The organism is Psychrobacter sp. TWP2-1-2 (assembly GCF_049896785.1).
GTDB lineage: Bacteria > Pseudomonadota > Gammaproteobacteria > Pseudomonadales > Moraxellaceae > Psychrobacter.
Window position 1 is genome coordinate 80,188 of sequence record NZ_JAFCVA010000005.1, and the last position, 18,181, is coordinate 98,368.

The window sequence follows — 18,181 nt, forward strand, 5'->3', positions numbered from 1 at the left end:
ATAGTACGAGTGGATGCTAAAATAAAAGAAGCCATCATATGGTGCTATTCTAGAAGTTTTGCTGAATCGCTTGGAACTTGCTTGTTGCTATCGATAAAATAGATTTTTCTAAAAACGGTGTGGAATAGTTTCACGCCGTTTTTTTATGCTTATTCATTTTCAAGATTGATTTTGGATAGCATTGGTTATAAAGACCAATTCAAGTAGGTAATAGAATTTTTCGTGAAAACAGTAATACTAGAGCTAAGTGTTTTCTATCGATAATTGCTGTGTTCGGCAATTCATTGGTCAATGGCTATAAATCACTGTAAAATAATGCCTTGTGAGTTTGATAATATATCTACTATATATATGGTGACTATTTATAAAATACCTATTTCTTAGCTTATAGAATAGCTAGCTGCGCTAATACCTGACTCTCAAAAGCGCAGAAAAATAGTCTGTAGGGTTTTTAGCACCGAAGTCTTTTGACTTAAGGTCTTTTTGATAGTATTTATAGTAAAGCCAAAATTGAATGACCAAATATACACAATAGTACGATGTCTAGCGCCGATAGGCATATGGAATAACTAGGTAATGTTATTGGCACTGGTTGAGATGATTTCTGAGAGAAAGACTGTCAATTATTAGTCATATACACTAGTAGTCACATACACAGAATTTTAATGAAAAATATCAGCATTTTTATAATGCTGATATTACTTTCGTCAGTCAACATTAGGAAGATTATATGACAATGTTTAACACCATTAAGCGTGAATTTCAGTATGGCAACCAACAGGTTGTGATCGAGACAGGTCGTATTGCTCGTCAAGCAAACTCTATCTTAGTACATATGGGCGGCGTTACGGTACTTGTCGCAGCAGTGGTAAAGTCAGAGGCTAAAGAAGGTCAAAACTTCTTTCCACTAACGGTCAACTATCAAGAAAAAATGTATGCAGCGGGCAAAATCCCAGGTGCCTATGGTAAACGTGAAGGTCGTGCAAGCGAGTTCGAAACCCTAACTTCACGCTTGATTGACCGCCCGATTCGCCCGCTATTCCCTGAAGGCTATGTTAACGAAATCCAAATTACGGCAACGGTTGTTTCATCAGATAAGACTCAGTCTGCAGATATCGCTGCCCTAATCGGTGCTTCAGCGGCACTAGCCATATCTGATGCACCATTCAATGGTCCAGTCGCAGCTGCTCGTGTTGGCTTTATCAACGGCGAGTACATCCTGAACCCAACGATTGAGCAGCTTAAAGAGAGCGATCTTGACTTGGTTGTGGCTGGTACGAAATCTGCGGTACTAATGGTTGAGTCAGAAGCGGCAGAGCTGTCAGAAGATCAGATGCTAGGCGCGGTACTATATGGTCATCAGCAACAGCAAATCGTTATTGATAACATTGCTTCAATGGCAGCAGAAATCGGTACTGCTAAGCAGCAGTATACTGCCCCTGAGCGTGATCAAGCGCTTACTAGCAGCATGAAAGAGCAGTTTGGCGAGCAAGTTGCTGACGCTTATACGATTACTGATAAGCAAGCTCGTTATACTAAGCTTGATGAAATCAAGCAATCAATTATCGATGCGCTCGCTGGTGATGTTGAGTCAGAAACTTACGCTGATACAGTGTCTGAGCTTAAAGAAATTTATAACGATCTTAAATATCGTACGGTTCGTGACAATATCTTGTCAGGTAAGCCGCGTATTGATGGTCGTGATCTTGAGACTGTTCGTGCCCTTGACGTACAAGTTGGTGTATTGCCATACACGCATGGTTCAGCATTGTTCACACGCGGTGAAACGCAAGCATTGGTTACGACCACGCTTGGTAACAGCCGTGATGTCAACATGATTGACTCACTAGGTGGCACGATTCGTGACCATTTCATGCTGCATTACAACTTCCCGCATTTCTCAGTTGGTGAAACAGGTCGTGAAGGTATTCCAAAACGTCGTGAAATCGGTCATGGTCGTTTAGCTCGCCGCGGTGTACAAGCGATGCTTCCAGATAGCGAACGCTTCCCTTATGTCATCCGTGTGGTATCAGAGATTACTGAGTCAAATGGTTCATCTTCTATGGCGTCTGTTTGCGGCGCAAGCTTGGCATTGATGGATGCTGGTGTTCCACTAAAAGCACCAGTTGCTGGTATCGCTATGGGTCTGGTTAAAGAAGGTGAGCGTTTCGCTGTACTATCAGACATCTTAGGTGATGAAGATCATCTTGGCGATATGGATTTTAAAGTTGCTGGTTCTAAAGATGGTATCACTGCGCTGCAGATGGACATCAAAATCGAAGGTATTACACCTGACATTATGGAGCAAGCGCTTAAGCAAGCCCATGCTGGTCGTATCCATATTTTGGACGCGATGAATAAAGTATTGCCTGAGAGCCGTACTGAAATCAACGCTCATGCACCAAACTATGCGGTTATCGAAATCAATCCGGATAAAATCCGTGACGTAATCGGTAAAGGCGGCGCGATGATTCGTCAGCTAACCGAAGAGACTGGCGCAGTTATCGATATCGATGATGGCGGCACGATTCGTATTTTTGGTGAGAACAAAGCGGCAACTAAAGCAGCTATCGGTAGAATCGAAGCATTGACGGCAGAAGTTGAAGTGGGCAAAACTTATGAAGGTACGGTTGCTCGTATCGTTGATTTTGGCGCGTTTATTAACGTCTTGCCAAACACTGATGGCTTGGTACACATCTCACAAATCGCTGAAGAGCGCGTTGAGAATGTTTCTGACTACCTAAAAGAAGGTCAGATCGTTAAAGTCTTCGTCCAAGACGTCGATAACCGTGGTCGTATTAAATTGACTATGAAAGGTATCGAACAAAGCTAATCGATATCTAATGTAGTCAACATCCAAAAACCGCTTTAAGTCTCTCGTCATGAGCGCTTAAGGCGGTTTTTTTTATGGGTGTAAAATCTTGTTTTCAGTAGAATATCTTATTAAAGTAACTGGCCTATATCAAAGTGATTGGTCTATATTAAAGTCTTTAGGAAGGTGAATATCGATTCGAACTTTAGGCAAATCTTGTAGGTGCTGTAAGAGTAACGGTAAGATGTCAGCGTGCCAGTCTAACGCAACTGAGCCTGTGTTTGCTAAATTGGCTGCGTTGGACACGTTAGCTCTATCATTTCGTGAGTGGTTATGAATAAGTGGACGTGCCAGTAGGGCAATTCTACGAATACCTTGATAACGGATGAGCGGGATAAGCTGCTCAGATAAATCATTCAGCGCGGCAATCAACCATTGTGACCGTGTGGGGTGGTAAGGATGATTTGATACCACAAGATTAGCGATATAACTGGGCTGATTACCATTACTGCTGATACTTAAACCAGCTTGCTCAAGCGCGCGTTTATGCAGTAAGCAGCTGCCAACACTCAGACTGCCATCGCGGCATGCGCGATAGTAACGTTGATAATTATCAGCAAATAAAGTTTTAGCTTTTGTGAGAACAGGATCTAAAAGAATCCCTGCAGTATTGACTGGTAGAATAAGCAGCTGCGCGCTACTATTTAAGATAGGGGCGTGGGTAAGTTGCAAAGTCGCCATTGTCAGCCCCTTGATAAAAGTCTAAATAATGAGCTACTGTTTGTCGCCGTTTGTCTCGGCTTCTAATTGCGCTATTTGTTGTTCTAACAATTCAATTTGCTCATCCTTCATTGTCGTCAATTGCTTATTCATGACCAACTGTTCAGCAGCGAGTTTTTTTTGTTCAGCGAAGCGCTGTTTTTCATCTGCTAAGCGATCTATTTCTTCTTTAGCAAGACTATCTGTTTCTGGTAAAGGAGCACTTAAGATGGCTTCAGCATTAGGTATTTGATCAACTGTGATTGTCTCATCAGTATTTAACGTTAAGTTACTATTGTTTGAACTATTGTCATTATTACCTAAAAGCGTAGCATCTAATTGAGTAGCGCTATCTGGTTCGGTCGTCGGTGGTGTACTTTCGATAGGCACAGTATTTGTGTTTATCGAATTGTTTTTCCAGACCAAGTAGCCAATCAATAATGCCGCTAATATAATAATTGACCACCATTTCTGGCGTGACTTAGTGGGCTTTTTTTTCAGTGATTTGGTTGACAGAGGACGCATTCTTTGACTTTTCATACTATAGTCGATTTATGTTAGAAATATAAGTAGCCATACTATAGCAAACTCAAAATAAAAAGCCTATCTATTGCTAGATAGGCTGGTAGCTATTAAGACTTGACGCTTAATATTTAAGGTTTGAATTTTACTGTGCCGCTGGTACCAGTAGCCATAGCATCACGTATAAGCTGATCTTCAGCATGGTTTTTGGCACTGATGGCATCAGGATCAGGGCGATGTTCGCTATGTCCACATAATGTGCATTCAATATACTCATCAGGTTCTGGAGTGACGACGTTGATTTGTACCACCGCATCCATCGCCTGACATTTAGGACAACGAACACCTGCTAAAAACTGCCGCTTTGGTCGCGTTGATTGATAGCGCATTTAAATCACCTCATGTGTTGTTGAGGCATTAGCAGCAGCACTGCCTTTTTTAGTATCAGAAAAACCGCTATGACGTAACAACGCATCGATACTGGCACTGCGACCACGGAAGTTTTCAAAGTTGGTCTTGGCAGGGAAACTACCACCAACGGATAAAATTGTCTCACGGAAGGCTTTACCAGTGACTGGGTTAAAAATACCTTCTTCTTCAAACTTGCTAAAGGCATCTGCCGATAGCAACTCTGCCCATTTATACGAGTAATAACCTGCCGCATAGCCGCCTGCAAAGATATGACTAAAGCCGTTGGCAAAACGGTTGTAGTCAGGTGTCTGCATGATAGCAATGTCATCTCGAACGGTATTTAGCGTGGCTAATATACCGTCATAATCTAGCGCTGGCGTATGCGCATGAATCAATAAGTCAAACAGTGCGAATTCGATTTGACGTAGGGTTTGCATGCCGCTTTGGAAATTCTTCACCGCCAATAACGCTGCAAGTTTGTCTTTAGGCAAGGGCGCACCCGTTTTGACGTGGCTACTAATCAGCGCAATCCCTTCGGCATCCCACGCCCAGTTTTCCATAAATTGACTAGGCAACTCGACCGCGTCCCACTCAACGCCATTGACACCAGCGACATCACCGACCGTCACTTGGGTTAATAAATGATGTAGGCCGTGACCAAACTCATGGAATAGAGTCAATACTTCATCATGCGTCAATAGACTTGGTTTGCCATCGAGGGCAGGGGTAAAGTTACCCACCATAAAGCAAACGGGTAGCTGCTGATGATTTTGTTCACTGTAAGTATAACGTGACTGAAAACCACTCATCCAAGCGCCGCCGCGTTTACCACTGCGTGCAAATAAGTCAAAGTAAAAGCCACCAAGTAAGTTATCATCAGCATCAAACAACTGATAAAAGTTGACATCGTCGTGCCACCGTGATACGGATTCACTTTGCTCTTGGACTTTGATACCGTACAGACGCTCAACGATGGCAAATAATCCGCTAATCACTTTTGGTAAGGGAAAGTACGGGCGAATCTCTTCTTGTGATAAGCTGAACTCGCTTTGTTTTACTTTTTCGGCGATATAAGCACTGTCCCACGCCTGTAACTCCTCAATACCATAGTCCTGCGCATACTTTTGTAATTGTGCCAAGTCTTGCTTAGCCGCTGGAGTTGCTTGCATGGCCAAACTCCGTAAAAAGGTTTCTACTTCTGCTACGTTATCTGCCATTTTCGTCGATAGTGAGACTTCTGCATAATTGTCAAAACCTAATAGCTTGGCTTTTTGCTCACGTAATTGCAGGATTTGACCCATGATATCGGTATTGTTTAGCGACTCACCTTTGGCATTGGTATGTGCATCGAACTCAGAAGCACGAGTGACATAAGCGCGGTATAGGGTCTCGCGCAGTTCACGGTCATCCGCATGGGCCATGATGGCAAGATAAACAGGGATATTTAAGCTTGCCACGTAATAAGGACTTGGCAACGCATCGACTTCTACTTGCGTGAGCGTACCGTTGGCAAGCGCGCGCGCTTTATACTGTTCGCCAGCATCTGCGAGTAGCGCCAGTCCACTTTCGGTTAGACCTGCCAATTGCTCTTGCTGCAGCGGTAAGGCATAAGCTTGGGTGGCATCCAATACGTTATCTGAAAAGGTCGCTGATAAGGTAGAAAGCTGACTTTGAATAGCCGCAAACTTTTCCTGTTTATCTTTTGGTAATGCGACACCTGACAGCTCAAAACTACGTAGCGCAAGCTCAATAGCCCGCGCTCGTGCAGGCTCAAGCGCAGCAAAAAATGCTGTGTCATTGACGATAGTTTGATAACGATTAAATAGCGGCTGATGCTGTCCCACTCGTGTGCCATAAGCCGATAGTGTGGGTAGCAGTTCATGATGGACATGACGAATGTCATCATTGCTCATGACGCTATTCAGGTGCGATAAAATGCCCCAACTGCGATCCAATGCCAGATTAATATGATCAAAAGTCATCACATCAGCCAGCGCTTGCTCAGCGCTGATATTAGCAGCACGGTTATGGCTATCAGTATCTCCGCTCATCTCATCTAAAAATGTATTGGCTTCATCGATGGCAGTGATGACATGGCTTTGTAATGTACTTGGCGAAACGTTGTCAAAATCGACAAGGCGTAAATCTGCAGCAAGGGTTTTCATAAAAGTATCCGATATCTGATCGTAGTGAATGAATTATTATTGAGTAAACGTCGCTTTATATAAGAGATTGGCTTGCCGTGATATTTAGAACATCATTAGCTTTGTGTTATTTTTCTTTTTTGCTGTCTTATCGATAAGCTATATAAAAGATGGGTTCGTTTGACGAAAATACAACCTAATTATTGACTATATAAAAAGTGAGGCGAGAAGATAGTGACTATTAAACGGGTTTAAAGTCGATCCGTCAGGCTTTTAGAACAATACAGAGTGTTCTACTTACAAAGCGCTATCATTTGCTTGCAAATTAACCCTACAGCGAGTGAGGTTTGACTGCTAGCATCAAGGCAATGGAATAAAAAGATTAATCAACTGATTGATAGCAAAAACTATCAATCAGTTGATTAATAGTAAAAATCACAATGTTAAAAGTACATGATAATAAAACAAGGAGCAATAAATGAAAGCGACTCTCAAAAGTTTACGTGAAACCAAAGCCAATCCTGCGGTTAGTATCTTTGTTAAGACTCATCGCGAGCATCCTGCTAATGATCAAGATCCCATTGCCCTGAAGAACCAATTAAAAGTGGCTGAAGAACGCTTAACCAACGAATACGATAAGCGCACAGCGACTACCATACTCGATAAGATTCACGATAAAACCAAAGAGCTAAATCACAACTTAAATCTTGATACCTTGGCTATTTTTGCCAGTACCGACGATGTGCAAGTTATCCGTATGCCGATTGACACCACGGAGCGTGTGGTGATTTCACATCGTTTTGCGACTCGAGATTTGGTGCGTGATATGGCAAGCGCGGTGCATTATTACACCTTGGTGCTTACTCGTGATAATGCCCGCTTGATTGAAGCGTCTAATGATCGCGTGGTGAGAGAGTTCGATAAGGACGATGACTTGCAAAAAAACATGGATAATATCCCATTTCCTATTGAAAACAACGGTCTATATACGACAGGCGATGGTGGATCGGATCGCTCATCTAATAATGAAAGCAGCTATCTAAAAGAGTTTTTTAATCAGGTGGATAAAAGCGTACAAGAGTTGTGGGGTGAGCATAAAATGCCTTTGGTTGTCGTTGGCGATGCTAAAAATATCGGCTACTATAAAGAAGTTTGTGATCGTCCAGACAACATCATTGCCACAGTGTCAAATGCGACCAATCTAGAAGATGGTAGTGCTCAGCATATTATCAATAGTGTGCAAGAGGCGGTGGAAGGCTATCGTACATCACTGCATCAAGCTGCCATGGGTGAGATTGATAAAGCACGCGGTGCCAATATGTTGCAAACAGATCTACAAGAAGTCTACCGCAGTGCCTTCCAAGGTGCAGGCGAGACGCTTTATGTCCGTCGTGGTTATATACAATCGGCCAAAATTGATGAAAAGGCACAGACTTTGAGTCTTGCAGATGATGCGGCTTCAGAAGGCGTTACTGATGATGCCATTGGCGAAATCATTGAGCATGTCATTCATAATGGTGGCGAAGCAGTATTTATGCCACAAGATATTATGGGTGAAGATCAACCAATTGCTTTGGTGACACGCTATTAGTTGATAGATAGTGCCTATTAATTGCTAGATAGTGCCTATTGATGACAATCCTTTGCGAATTCGCCATTGATAGAAGATAGGTATAATATGGGAGCATTGGTTCGATAAGAATCAATGCTTTTTTTACATTGATGATATATTAAGCCTTTATCTAAAACTTATACTTGATTGCCTTATGTCGTTAAATGATGCTAAATAACATACCAAATACTCTTATGCAATTTAGCGTCACAGCAATGATAGCCTTTAGCTCCAGTCTCAGTATGGCAGAGACAGATGTGAATAATATATCTGTGAGCCATCTATCATGGGGTCAATTGCCGCCTTCTATTCAAAACTATTATCAAATAGACTCTAAAAAAAATAAAATGAGGCTAAAGACCAAAGATATTGTTGCTATTCGTTCTTGGATTGGCACAGTAGGAGAACAGTATTTGGTTCAATTACAGCGTTTCAATTCAACCAATAGCCCCGGCGAGCCAGCAGGAGAGGTCTTCACGCATTTATATGTTATAGATGAACAAGAGGTTTTACGAGTATGGCAAATATATGATTATGTACCCTGCGATGGGTTAGATGTAATCGCAGAATTCGCTAAAAACACCGCCGTAGTGACTGATATTAATAATAACGGTGTTGTCGAAGTGAGTGTGCCTTATTATCTCGGTTGTCGTGGTGACGTAAGTTACGATGAGATGAAAGTAATCATGTACGAAGGGCAGCAAAAATTCGCCATCCGTGGTAACTCTGCAATTTGTAACGCCAAGACAGGTCAGCCAGTTGACGCTACTGGTTATTATGGTGGCGACTATAAGGTTGATGAAAAATTACTACAGCAATCAGCGCTATCAGCTTCTCAAAAATCAGTATTTAGGCGTCACTTGCAATCAGTGTGGCGCGATAATCAATGTTCCATTTATTTTAAGTATGATGACTAATTCTATGACTATCACGACCTCTTTTGTGCTAACCAGCTATAACATTCATAAAGGCATGTCGCCGATGAATCGCCAAGTTAAGATACAAGGTATTGCCCAAGCGCTCGATATTATTGGCTCCGATGTACTGTGTCTCCAAGAAGTGCAAGGTCAGAATCTTAAGCGCAATATGCAATACAACGAATACCCTGACCAATCGCAACATGAATGGTTTGGTGAATATTTACAGCTGCAAAATAGCTATGGTAAAAACTCAGAGTATGAAAATGGTCATCATGGCAATGCGGTATTGAGCCGCTTTCCATTAGATCCTAAGCATAACGTCAATATCACCGTTAATAAGCTTGAGCAGCGTGGCGTCTTGCACTGTGAAGTACAACCAGTTGGATGGGATGTACCAGTGGTTGTACTGTGTGCACACCTAAATTTGTTTGAGCGTGATCGCATCAAGCAATATGAAGCCATTGCCAACTATGTTCGTAATGAGATTGCACCTGATCAACCACTGATTTTGGCAGGAGATTTTAATGATTGGAAAAAAATGTCTTGTGATAAGCTTGCTACTAGCTTGGGTATGACCGAAGCTTTTAAGCATTGTCATGGCAAACTGCTGCCAACTTTCCCAGCCAAGCTTCCGGTGCTGAGCTTAGATCGTATTTATGTGCGTAATCTAAGAGTGAAAAATGCATGGGTGCATACGGGCAAACCATGGTCGACACTGTCTGATCATCTGCCACTCAGTGCGGAATTGGCACACTTATAAATGATTATTAGATAAGCTTAAGTTATTCACTAAAAATAAAATTGAATGCAAAAATAAAGCAATAGATACCTATAAGGATATATAACGATGTCTACTCTTTCTCATAACCCGCTACCAACGACCCAACATGCCGTACTCATACGTGAGTTTGGCGAACCTGAAGTGATGAGCTATCAAGAGGATGTGGCCATTCCTGTGTTAACAGACAATCAGGTACTGGTCAAAGTCGCTTATGCGGGTATCAATCCTGTCGATTACAAAACGCGTCAAGGCAAAGGCTGGGGCGCTGATGCCATTCAAAAAGACAAGTTTGATAAAAATGAGCCTGCAATTTTGGGCTTTGATATGTCAGGCACTGTGGTCGATAGTCGTAGTGAGCAATTTACTATCGGTACACAGGTCGCTGCCCTGACTTTTCATGGTGGCTGTTATGCAGAGTATGTAGCAGTCGATGCTGAAATGCTGGCAAAAGTACCGGATTCTGTCACGTTAGAGCAAGCAGGTGCGCTGCCTTGTATTGGACAGACGGCGATACAGTTTGTAGAGTTTGCAGATATTCAAGATGGTGAGCATGTGGTGATAAACGCGCCAGCAGGCGGCGTGGGTCACTTGTTGATTCAGCTGCTCATGGATAAAGTGGCTAAAAACAATATCAAGGTGACCGTCATTTGCTCACCAGAGAAATATGCCAAGCTTGATGAAATAATAGATACCAATCAGCTTACAGGTTGGATTGATTATACCAAAGATGGTGAATTCCCTGAATTAAAGGCAGATGTGCTACTGGATTTGGTCGGTAATGAGGCAGGAGTCCGCGCGCTTAGCGTTCTCAAATCAGGCGGACGCGTGAATGTATTACCAACCATTTGGGTGGATAAACTCAAAGAAGCGGGTAGCCAGAAACAGTTAAAGGTAGCAGGTTATAAGGCGCAGCGTAGTGGTGAAGATATGGCGCGAGTTTTACAGCTCGTTGCAGATGGTAAGCTAACGCTACGTATTCAGCAAACCTATCCATTGTCTGAAGTGGTCGCGGCTCATCATGAGCTGCAAAAAGGTGCTGCTTTTGGCAAGATCGTTTTAAAAGTGAGCTAGGACATGTCCTAAATCTGAAGGAAAACAACCAAGTGGGCTAAAAATGGTTAAATCTTTCTAGACTGCATCAAATAGCACTGTTAATATTCCGATATTAACGGTGCTATTTTCCTTGTTTGGCTACCGTTTAGCTCATTTTTATCACCATTTTCAAAACGAGGACGCGCTCTAGCTTATATTAAGTTACATTAATTTAATGCGGTAGCACTTTTCGAAACGTGAGGCTGATGCGCCCTGATGCGACAGTTTTGGTTTTTGTAATGGTATGATTCCAAAAATCCTGCGTATCGCCATGCATAACGATAAGCTGACCGGACTCAAGATATAGCTCAACTTTGACGGGCTTGTTCTTTTGTCTAATAGTTTTATGCTTAAAAACAAATTTTCGCCTAGCACCGAGCGATAAAGAAGCGATAATCGGCTGCGCGCCCAGCTCTTTTTCATCGTCAGCATGATAGCCCATACCATCCTCACCAGAGGGATAGTAATTAAGCAAGCAAGAATTAAAATCAACGTTGATACCACTGCTTGATAACTGCTGTTCAATATGTCGTTTTACGTGCAACATCTGCTTTGTCCATGGAATGGCTCGACGCGTCTGTCCAGAGTAATGATAACTGACATCGTGGTCACCCATCCAGACGATTTGGCGAGTGGTAACATGCGTTTTACCAAACAACGTCACGATGTCAGACTGCCAAGGTAGCTCATTTAGTAAATTCTCATACAGAGCGTTAGCATCATTGATAACTACCCCTAAGTCATTGACCTGACCATCGTAAGGCAACAGATTGTCAGTTGGTTTAGGGGCAAAGAGGTCAGTCATCACTTAGACGGCTCAGCTTATTTATGACTATGATAATGCTCATTGATAACTTGAGCACATAATTCAGGTGCTTCCATCGGCAGTAGATGACCGTAATCTAACAAAGATATGATGCTGTCATCAGGGACGAATTTTTGCCATTGTTGTCGCACTTTATGGTTAATAAACAACGTCGGCTTACCAGTGATAAGTGTATAAGGACAGCTTAATTGCTTGAGAGCGGTATCGATATGTGGCGCGCCGAAATAGTTGGCGAGCTCTTGCTCAGGCGCAAATATCAGCGTGTAACTGCCACTGGTATCTTTGGATAAACTTTGCTCTGCAAATACCCGCAAATGCGCATCACTCATTCGCCTATAAGCACGTTGAGCGCGTAAGTTCTCATAATAATCATCGATGCTTGCCCAAGTAGATTGTTTGGTGAGAGTGCTTTTAAACGGTTCGCGACTAAGCAGAAGCTTACGCGGCAATAGATTATAGAGTCGGGCTTGTGGTTTGGTAAACGTCACAGGCTCTATTAAATAGAGCTGTGAAAACAGATCTGGGCGCTGGGCTGCAGCGATGGCAGTGGCAGTGGCTCCTTGCGAATGACCAATACCAACGATGGGTTTGTCTTGCGTTTTTTCTAAAAATTCAATAAGTATCTCAGCATCCTGCTCGCGCGTAAGACGACGGCGCTGCGGCTTGTCATACCAATAGCCACGAAGTGCAAGCGAGCTGATTTTGAAGTCAGTTGCCAGCGCATTTAATAAGGGACTATAAGTACCAACGGTAAAACTATTGCCACCATAAAAGTGTGCTGGCACGCGAGAGGCAGTACTTGATTGTATCGATGGTGTAAGCTGGCTAAGGTTATAGTAGCGCGCTTGTTTTCCACTAATATTAATATTTTTTGCAAATGCTTTCATAATGTACACACCTCCTTGTGTCTGATTTTTAATGAAAATTAAGGGTTGTACTTAGCTGTCTTCACCTAAAAAACCACCACTTTGACGGTGCCACAAGCGAGCATAAACACCGTGTAGATTTAATAATTCATCATGGCTGCCTTGTTCGATAATTTGACCTTTATCCATGACCACCAATCGATCAAGTGCGGCAATGGTAGAGAGACGATGGGCAATCGCAATGACCGTTTTACCTGTCATAATGTCATTCAGGCTTTCGGTAATGGCAAATTCAATCTCAGAGTCAAGGGCGCTGGTCGCTTCGTCCAATAGTAAGATGGGCGCATTTTTCAGCATAACACGTGAGATGGCGATACGCTGACGTTGACCGCCAGATAGTTTGACGCCGCGCTCACCGACTTGGGTATCAAGTCCTGTATTGCCTTTATCATCATATAAGTCTTTAATAAAGTCCCATGCTTGCGCTTGCTTGGCAGCCGTAATAATTTCTTCGTCGGTTGCATCAGGACGACCGTAAGCGATATTTTCACGTACTGTCCGATGTAGCAAAGACGTATCTTGCGTCACCATACCTATCTGTTGGCGCAAAGACTCTTGGGTGACTTCATCAATTGCTTGTCCATCGATAAGGATTTTACCGCTATCGACATCAAAGAAGCGTAACAATAAATTAACCAAGGTAGATTTACCGGCGCCTGAGCGCCCAACCAAGCCTATCTTTTCGCCGGGTTTAATATCTAAATAAAAGTTATCGAGCAGTTTAGTCTTCGTAGTAGGCGTTGCTGATGTTTTCACTGTATCTAAGATATCGCCTTCAACAGCATCGCTATTATTCTCATAACTGAAATCAACATGATCGAAAACGATACGACCTTCGGTGACTTTCAAAGCAGGTGCATTGGGCTTATCAATGATTTTTTGCGGCGCTGATAAGGTACGCATGCCATCTTGTACGGTTCCGATACTTTCAAATAGGCTGGCAGTTTGCCACATGATCCAGCGAGTCAAACCGTTCAAACGTAGTGCCATGGCTGTCGCGGCAGCAATCGCACCGACACCGACCGCGCCTTGTTGCCATAAATACAAACCAATAGCCGCAGTGCCACTAACCAAAATCACACTGATTAGATGGGTTGATACTTCTAAATAACTGACCCAGCGCATCTGTGCATGGACGGTACCTAAAAATTGCCCCATGGCATTTTTGGCATAACTCAGCTCACGGCGTGAATGGCTAAAAAGCTTGACGGTCATGATATTGGCATAAGCATCGGTAATGCGGCCGGTCATCAAGGCACGGGCATCTGCTTGCACAATGGCAGTTTGTTTGAGCTTAGGGATAAAGTACCAAATGGTCAGTGCAACCAAGACCAACCAAACAATGAACGGGATTAATAATAGGCTGTCCAGATTGAATAAAATGACACCTGACGTAATAAAATAAACGGTGACATACATAAACATGTCGGTGACGGTCATGACCGTATCGCGTACGGCCAATGCAGTTTGCATTACTTTGGCTGAGACACGTCCAGAAAATTCATCTTGATAAAACTGCATCGATTGCCCAAGCATCCGCTGGTGAAAGCGCCAGCGCATTTGCATAGGAAAGACGCCTTGCAAGGTCTGAAAATGGATGAATGATGACAATGCAATCCATAGCGGACTCACGATCATGACAGCTAGCATGAGCAGTAGCATATCGCCTTTTTCTAACCACAGATTCTGCGGTGTATAGACGCCTAGCCAGTCAACGATATTCCCAATCCAAGCAAATAGCATCGCTTCATAGATGCCAATGCCCGCAGACAAAATCATAAATATCAATAGCCAGCCACGTAAACCGTTGGTACACGCCCACAAGAACTTTAGCATGCCATCACGGGGTGAAGGTAGCGGCATAGGGGTTTCAGGAAAGGCAGGGAGGCGAGTTTCAAAAAATCGAAATAGAGCATTCATAGGCAGTCGTAAAACATCAATAGCAGTACGCCAAAATCAACGACATTACTCGTTATTTTGAATCTTTACTTTTGTTATTAGGATTGAGTACTATTTTAGCAAACTTCCCAATCAGACCTGCATGCTAATTGTAAATTGAACGGTAAAGAGCTATTTGTCAACAGTCGAATAAAAGCTAATAAATAGATTGCTGTGTAAGAAATACTTTGTTACATTCTATGGCTTTATCCTGATTGGCAGTTCGCGCTTTGTCTTCAGTATATGAATGATGAGCGAATAATACCCCCGTAAAATGGCAGTTTAACAAGGTAATAGCTCATGATATATTTGACGATAGCGGTGCTTTGTAGTGTCGCCGTTTCAGTATTGCTAAAAGTGTTACGACAGAAAAATATAGACATACGGCAGACCATCGTCGCAGGCTATCCGGTGGCTTTTTTACTGACGTGGTTTTTATTGAAGCCAGACGTCAGTGGCGTGAATGCGCTTGGCGGTGCATGGGGCATTATTATCGCGCTTGGCATATTGCTACCTGCGGTATTTATTATCCTTGGAAGGGCGATTGAATCTGTGGGAATGGTAGCAACCGATGCGGCTCAGCGGCTATCGTTGATTATTCCTATCGTCGCGGCTTTTTTATTGTTTGGTGAAATACTGGCCGGCACGCGAATATTTGGACTGTTATTGGGCTTTCTAGCACTCGGAGCGTTGATTTATCGTCCACAGCAGGGTCAGATTAGCAGACAATCGAAGCATACACCGCTTTGGCTATTTGGCGTCTGGGCAGGCTATGGCATTATTGATATCTTGTTCAAGCAAGTTGCCAAGCAGGGCGCTGCTTTTCCTCTTACATTATTTGTCAGTTTTGGCTTAGCAGGATTATTGCTGTTTATTTATTTGCTGATTACGCGGGTGCGCTGGCAGGGGAATGCGCTCGCAGCAGGATTGTTATTAGGTGCGCTCAATATGGGCAATATTTATGCTTATGTACGTGCGCATCAATTATTATCCGAGTCGCCTAGCATCGTCTTTACCGGTATGAATGTCGGTGTCATTGCAGTGGCAACCTTGATAGGGGTTGGTGTGTTTAAGGAGTCGCTTAACCGTATTAATGTATTGGGTTTATTATTAGCCATTTGCTGTGTGGCAGTGCTGTTTTTAGCATAAACGTTTAGCCTAGTGAGTTTGCTTATAGGGTAGGTGATAATGATTTTATCAACGCGTTAACTTATCAGATATAGGCACAAAGAGCGTCCTATGATAAGGTTGTCTACAAACAGTAAGGCTGATATTAGCCAATAAAAAGCGATTTACTTTGTGACACTTGACCTTAACAAATAACAATAGGACGCACTCTCAATGGAATATCAAAACCAATATAAAAAACAACTACAACGTATCAAAAATGGTTCAGGGTTCATTGCGGCACTTGATCAAAGTGGTGGCAGTACACCAAAAGCGTTAGAGAATTATGGTGTCACAGGCGATGATTATGACAACGATGAAGCCATGTTCGACCAAGTGCATGAAATGCGCGCGCGTATCATGACTTGTGAGGCTTTTGATAATGAGCGTGTGCTTGGGGCGATTTTGTTCGAAGATACTATGGAACGTGAGGTCAATGGCAAACCGACGGCCAATTATCTATGGGAAGATAAAAATATCGTACCGTTTTTAAAAGTGGATAAGGGTTTGGCTGAGCAAATGAATGGCGTCCAAGTGATGCGTCCGATGCCAAATTTAGATTTGCTACTCGATAAAGCCAAAAACTATCCAGTATTTGGCACCAAAATGCGCTCAGTAATTTATGAGCCGAATGTCGATGGCATTGAGCTGGTCGTGCAACAGCAATTCGATGTGGCAAAACAGATACTCTCAAAAGGTCTGATGCCAATCGTAGAGCCTGAAGTAGATATCAACAGTAGCAAAAAGCATAAATGTGAAATAATACTCAAAACTAATATTTTGCGCAACCTTGAGCGTTTAAACGATGAGCAGCAAGTGATGCTAAAACTGACTTTGCCAGAAGAAGCGGGTTTTTACCAAGAGCTGATTGATCATCCAAAAGTGCTAAAAGTTGTGGCGTTATCGGGCGGCTACAGCCGTGGCGATGCTTGTGCTAAGCTCAAGCAAAATTCAGGTATGATTGCTAGTTTTTCACGGGCCTTTACTGAGGGGCTGAGTAAGCAGCAAAGTGATGATGAGTTTGCTAATACTATTAACACATCTATCGAAGAGATTTATGAGGCGTCGAAGGTTTAAAGCCTTATACTTTTATAATTGATTTTGAATCCCAGCTGACTTTAGGTTTGCTGGGATTTTTTTAATGGCATTCACAGTAGATATTTATTAAACTTGTGTTTGTTTTTATGGTTTCTGGAGAGGTTGTGTTTCGCTTTATTACTTTAGGAGTGTTTTTATTAAGTTGGAGTGTTTCTAGTCAATCTATGGAGCCTGTAGGCTATTCAGGTACTTGGGCAAGCGCTGCTTATTTTAATAATGCCATCGATGTTATATCAGAGACAGTTAATATCGATATTACAGATGATGCTAATAATGCTGGTTATACAGTGAGCTATAAGCTGTATAACAATCGTGAAGGGCTTCAATTCCCATTGGTTTTTGAAGTATTCGATGAATTTGGACAAAGTAATGAGTTCGAAATTACTGTCGATGGTCAATCAGTGCCTGTCGTAACGGTTACTGAAGATAATAACGGGCTTGAGACATCTGACTTCTATATGCCAGCCAATACTGGTTTAGAGCAATTCAGAGCAGATTCAAAGTATATCAACCTGGATTTGTCGTCAGGGTTGCATACTATTACAGCTACTTATGACGTCCAGCCGCATTATTATGGCAGTGATTGGACGGCAAGACATACCTATTCGTATAGCTTAAAGCCGAGGCAACAGAGTGATACACAGAGCCAGCAATTTCAAGGTTCAACTGTCACTCTAAATTTTTATGGTGATGCTGACCATGTGACTGTCGATATTGATAATGAGAAAACGGCTTTACCCGCGAATCAACCATCATATTTCAACGATAATCTTGCGAAAGAGATTGATTTTATTATTCAAGCACCTCTGAATCCTGTGGCAAAAGTTTTGACGGCTGTTTCGCCATTCATAACTATAAGTTTCACGCTATTTGTATTGGGTGGACTGCATTTACGTATGATGAAACGTAGACAGCAAGCCCAGCCCGAAACCCTTTGGACAGTCATGCTCGTGGGTGGTTTTCTAGTGCCTCTGCTTAGCCTGATAATTTATTACCTCTATCTACTGGTGACAGATATGATCATTGGTCAAGGCGCAACAGGAGAGAGTCGCGATTTGTTCTTTATATGGGTTTTGCCGTTAGGCTATATAGTAATAACACCTATTTATTTGATAATTAGTTTTGTGGTTTTTATGATGGTTAAACAGACGGTTACTGAAACAGTAAAGTAAT

Annotated in this window: 15 protein-coding genes; 8 read left to right on the forward strand and 7 right to left on the reverse strand. The window is 42.6% G+C overall.

The window, feature by feature from the left end:
* Positions 1-730 precede the first annotated feature (730 nt).
* Positions 731-2,833 carry a polyribonucleotide nucleotidyltransferase gene (pnp, locus tag ACP7AE_RS06420; RefSeq protein WP_426242044.1) on the forward strand — a complete coding sequence of 701 codons (2,103 nt, stop codon included), beginning with the start codon at positions 731-733 and terminating at the stop codon, positions 2,831-2,833.
* Between the two features lie 129 nt (positions 2,834-2,962).
* Here the strand turns inward: pnp and ACP7AE_RS06425 are convergent, their stop codons facing one another.
* The 4 genes from ACP7AE_RS06425 to ACP7AE_RS06440 all read right to left on the reverse strand — a co-directional run bounded on the left by ACP7AE_RS06425 (position 2,963) and on the right by ACP7AE_RS06440 (position 6,669).
* The gene (locus tag ACP7AE_RS06425; protein WP_201539394.1) at positions 2,963-3,553 is read right to left on the reverse strand and encodes a hypothetical protein; all 591 of its coding nucleotides are present in this window, start codon (positions 3,551-3,553) and stop codon (positions 2,963-2,965) included.
* A gap of 33 nt (positions 3,554-3,586) precedes the next feature.
* On the reverse strand, positions 3,587-4,111 hold the full coding sequence (locus ACP7AE_RS06430) for a hypothetical protein (protein ID WP_201539395.1): 525 nt from the start codon (positions 4,109-4,111) through the stop codon (positions 3,587-3,589).
* A gap of 113 nt (positions 4,112-4,224) precedes the next feature.
* Positions 4,225-4,482, reverse strand: a complete 258-nt coding sequence (locus ACP7AE_RS06435) for a YheV family putative metal-binding protein (RefSeq protein WP_201539396.1) — start codon at positions 4,480-4,482, stop codon at positions 4,225-4,227.
* A complete protein-coding gene (locus ACP7AE_RS06440) occupies positions 4,483-6,669 on the reverse strand; it encodes a M3 family metallopeptidase (protein WP_426242047.1) in 2,187 nt (728 codons plus the stop codon).
* 457 nt (positions 6,670-7,126) lie between these two features.
* Here ACP7AE_RS06440 and ACP7AE_RS06445 point away from each other — a divergent pair, with 457 nt between their 5' ends.
* The 4 genes from ACP7AE_RS06445 (at position 7,127) to ACP7AE_RS06460 (ending at position 11,032) form a co-directional block, all read left to right on the forward strand.
* A complete protein-coding gene (locus tag ACP7AE_RS06445; protein WP_045443051.1) occupies positions 7,127-8,239 on the forward strand; it encodes a hypothetical protein in 1,113 nt (370 codons plus the stop codon).
* Positions 8,240-8,517: 278 nt separating this feature from the next.
* Complete coding sequence (locus ACP7AE_RS06450) at positions 8,518-9,177, forward strand: M949_RS01915 family surface polysaccharide biosynthesis protein (RefSeq protein WP_426242049.1); 660 nt, start codon at positions 8,518-8,520, stop codon at positions 9,175-9,177.
* Between the two features lie 4 nt (positions 9,178-9,181).
* Positions 9,182-9,940 (forward strand): endonuclease/exonuclease/phosphatase family protein, encoded by a 759-nt coding sequence (locus tag ACP7AE_RS06455; protein ID WP_201539399.1) that lies wholly within the window; start codon positions 9,182-9,184, stop codon positions 9,938-9,940.
* 87 nt (positions 9,941-10,027) lie between these two features.
* Positions 10,028-11,032 carry an NADP-dependent oxidoreductase gene (locus ACP7AE_RS06460; RefSeq protein ID WP_426242051.1) on the forward strand — a complete coding sequence of 335 codons (1,005 nt, stop codon included), beginning with the start codon at positions 10,028-10,030 and terminating at the stop codon, positions 11,030-11,032.
* A gap of 193 nt (positions 11,033-11,225) precedes the next feature.
* Here the strand turns inward: ACP7AE_RS06460 and ACP7AE_RS06465 are convergent, their stop codons facing one another.
* Genes ACP7AE_RS06465 through ACP7AE_RS06475 form a run of 3 tightly spaced genes read right to left on the reverse strand, consistent with a single transcriptional unit; the run spans position 11,226 to position 14,725 of the window.
* Positions 11,226-11,858, reverse strand: coding sequence for an alpha-ketoglutarate-dependent dioxygenase AlkB family protein (locus tag ACP7AE_RS06465; protein ID WP_201501765.1), 633 nt, complete (start codon positions 11,856-11,858; stop codon positions 11,226-11,228).
* A gap of 17 nt (positions 11,859-11,875) precedes the next feature.
* Positions 11,876-12,766, reverse strand: coding sequence for an alpha/beta fold hydrolase (locus ACP7AE_RS06470; protein WP_201501766.1), 891 nt, complete (start codon positions 12,764-12,766; stop codon positions 11,876-11,878).
* Positions 12,767-12,817: 51 nt separating this feature from the next.
* Positions 12,818-14,725 carry an ABC transporter ATP-binding protein gene (locus ACP7AE_RS06475; protein WP_426242053.1) on the reverse strand — a complete coding sequence of 636 codons (1,908 nt, stop codon included), beginning with the start codon at positions 14,723-14,725 and terminating at the stop codon, positions 12,818-12,820.
* A gap of 318 nt (positions 14,726-15,043) precedes the next feature.
* On the opposite strand from ACP7AE_RS06475, the gene ACP7AE_RS06480 reads away from it, so the two are divergent.
* The 3 genes from ACP7AE_RS06480 (at position 15,044) to ACP7AE_RS06490 (ending at position 18,180) form a co-directional block, all read left to right on the forward strand.
* Complete coding sequence (locus tag ACP7AE_RS06480; protein WP_426242055.1) at positions 15,044-15,892, forward strand: EamA/RhaT family transporter; 849 nt, start codon at positions 15,044-15,046, stop codon at positions 15,890-15,892.
* Between the two features lie 192 nt (positions 15,893-16,084).
* Positions 16,085-16,987: a fructose bisphosphate aldolase gene (locus ACP7AE_RS06485; protein ID WP_426242057.1), complete on the forward strand. Its 903-nt coding sequence runs from the start codon at positions 16,085-16,087 to the stop codon at positions 16,985-16,987.
* 125 nt (positions 16,988-17,112) lie between these two features.
* On the forward strand, positions 17,113-18,180 hold the full coding sequence (locus ACP7AE_RS06490; RefSeq protein WP_426242058.1) for a hypothetical protein: 1,068 nt from the start codon (positions 17,113-17,115) through the stop codon (positions 18,178-18,180).
* Position 18,181 lies beyond the last annotated feature (1 nt).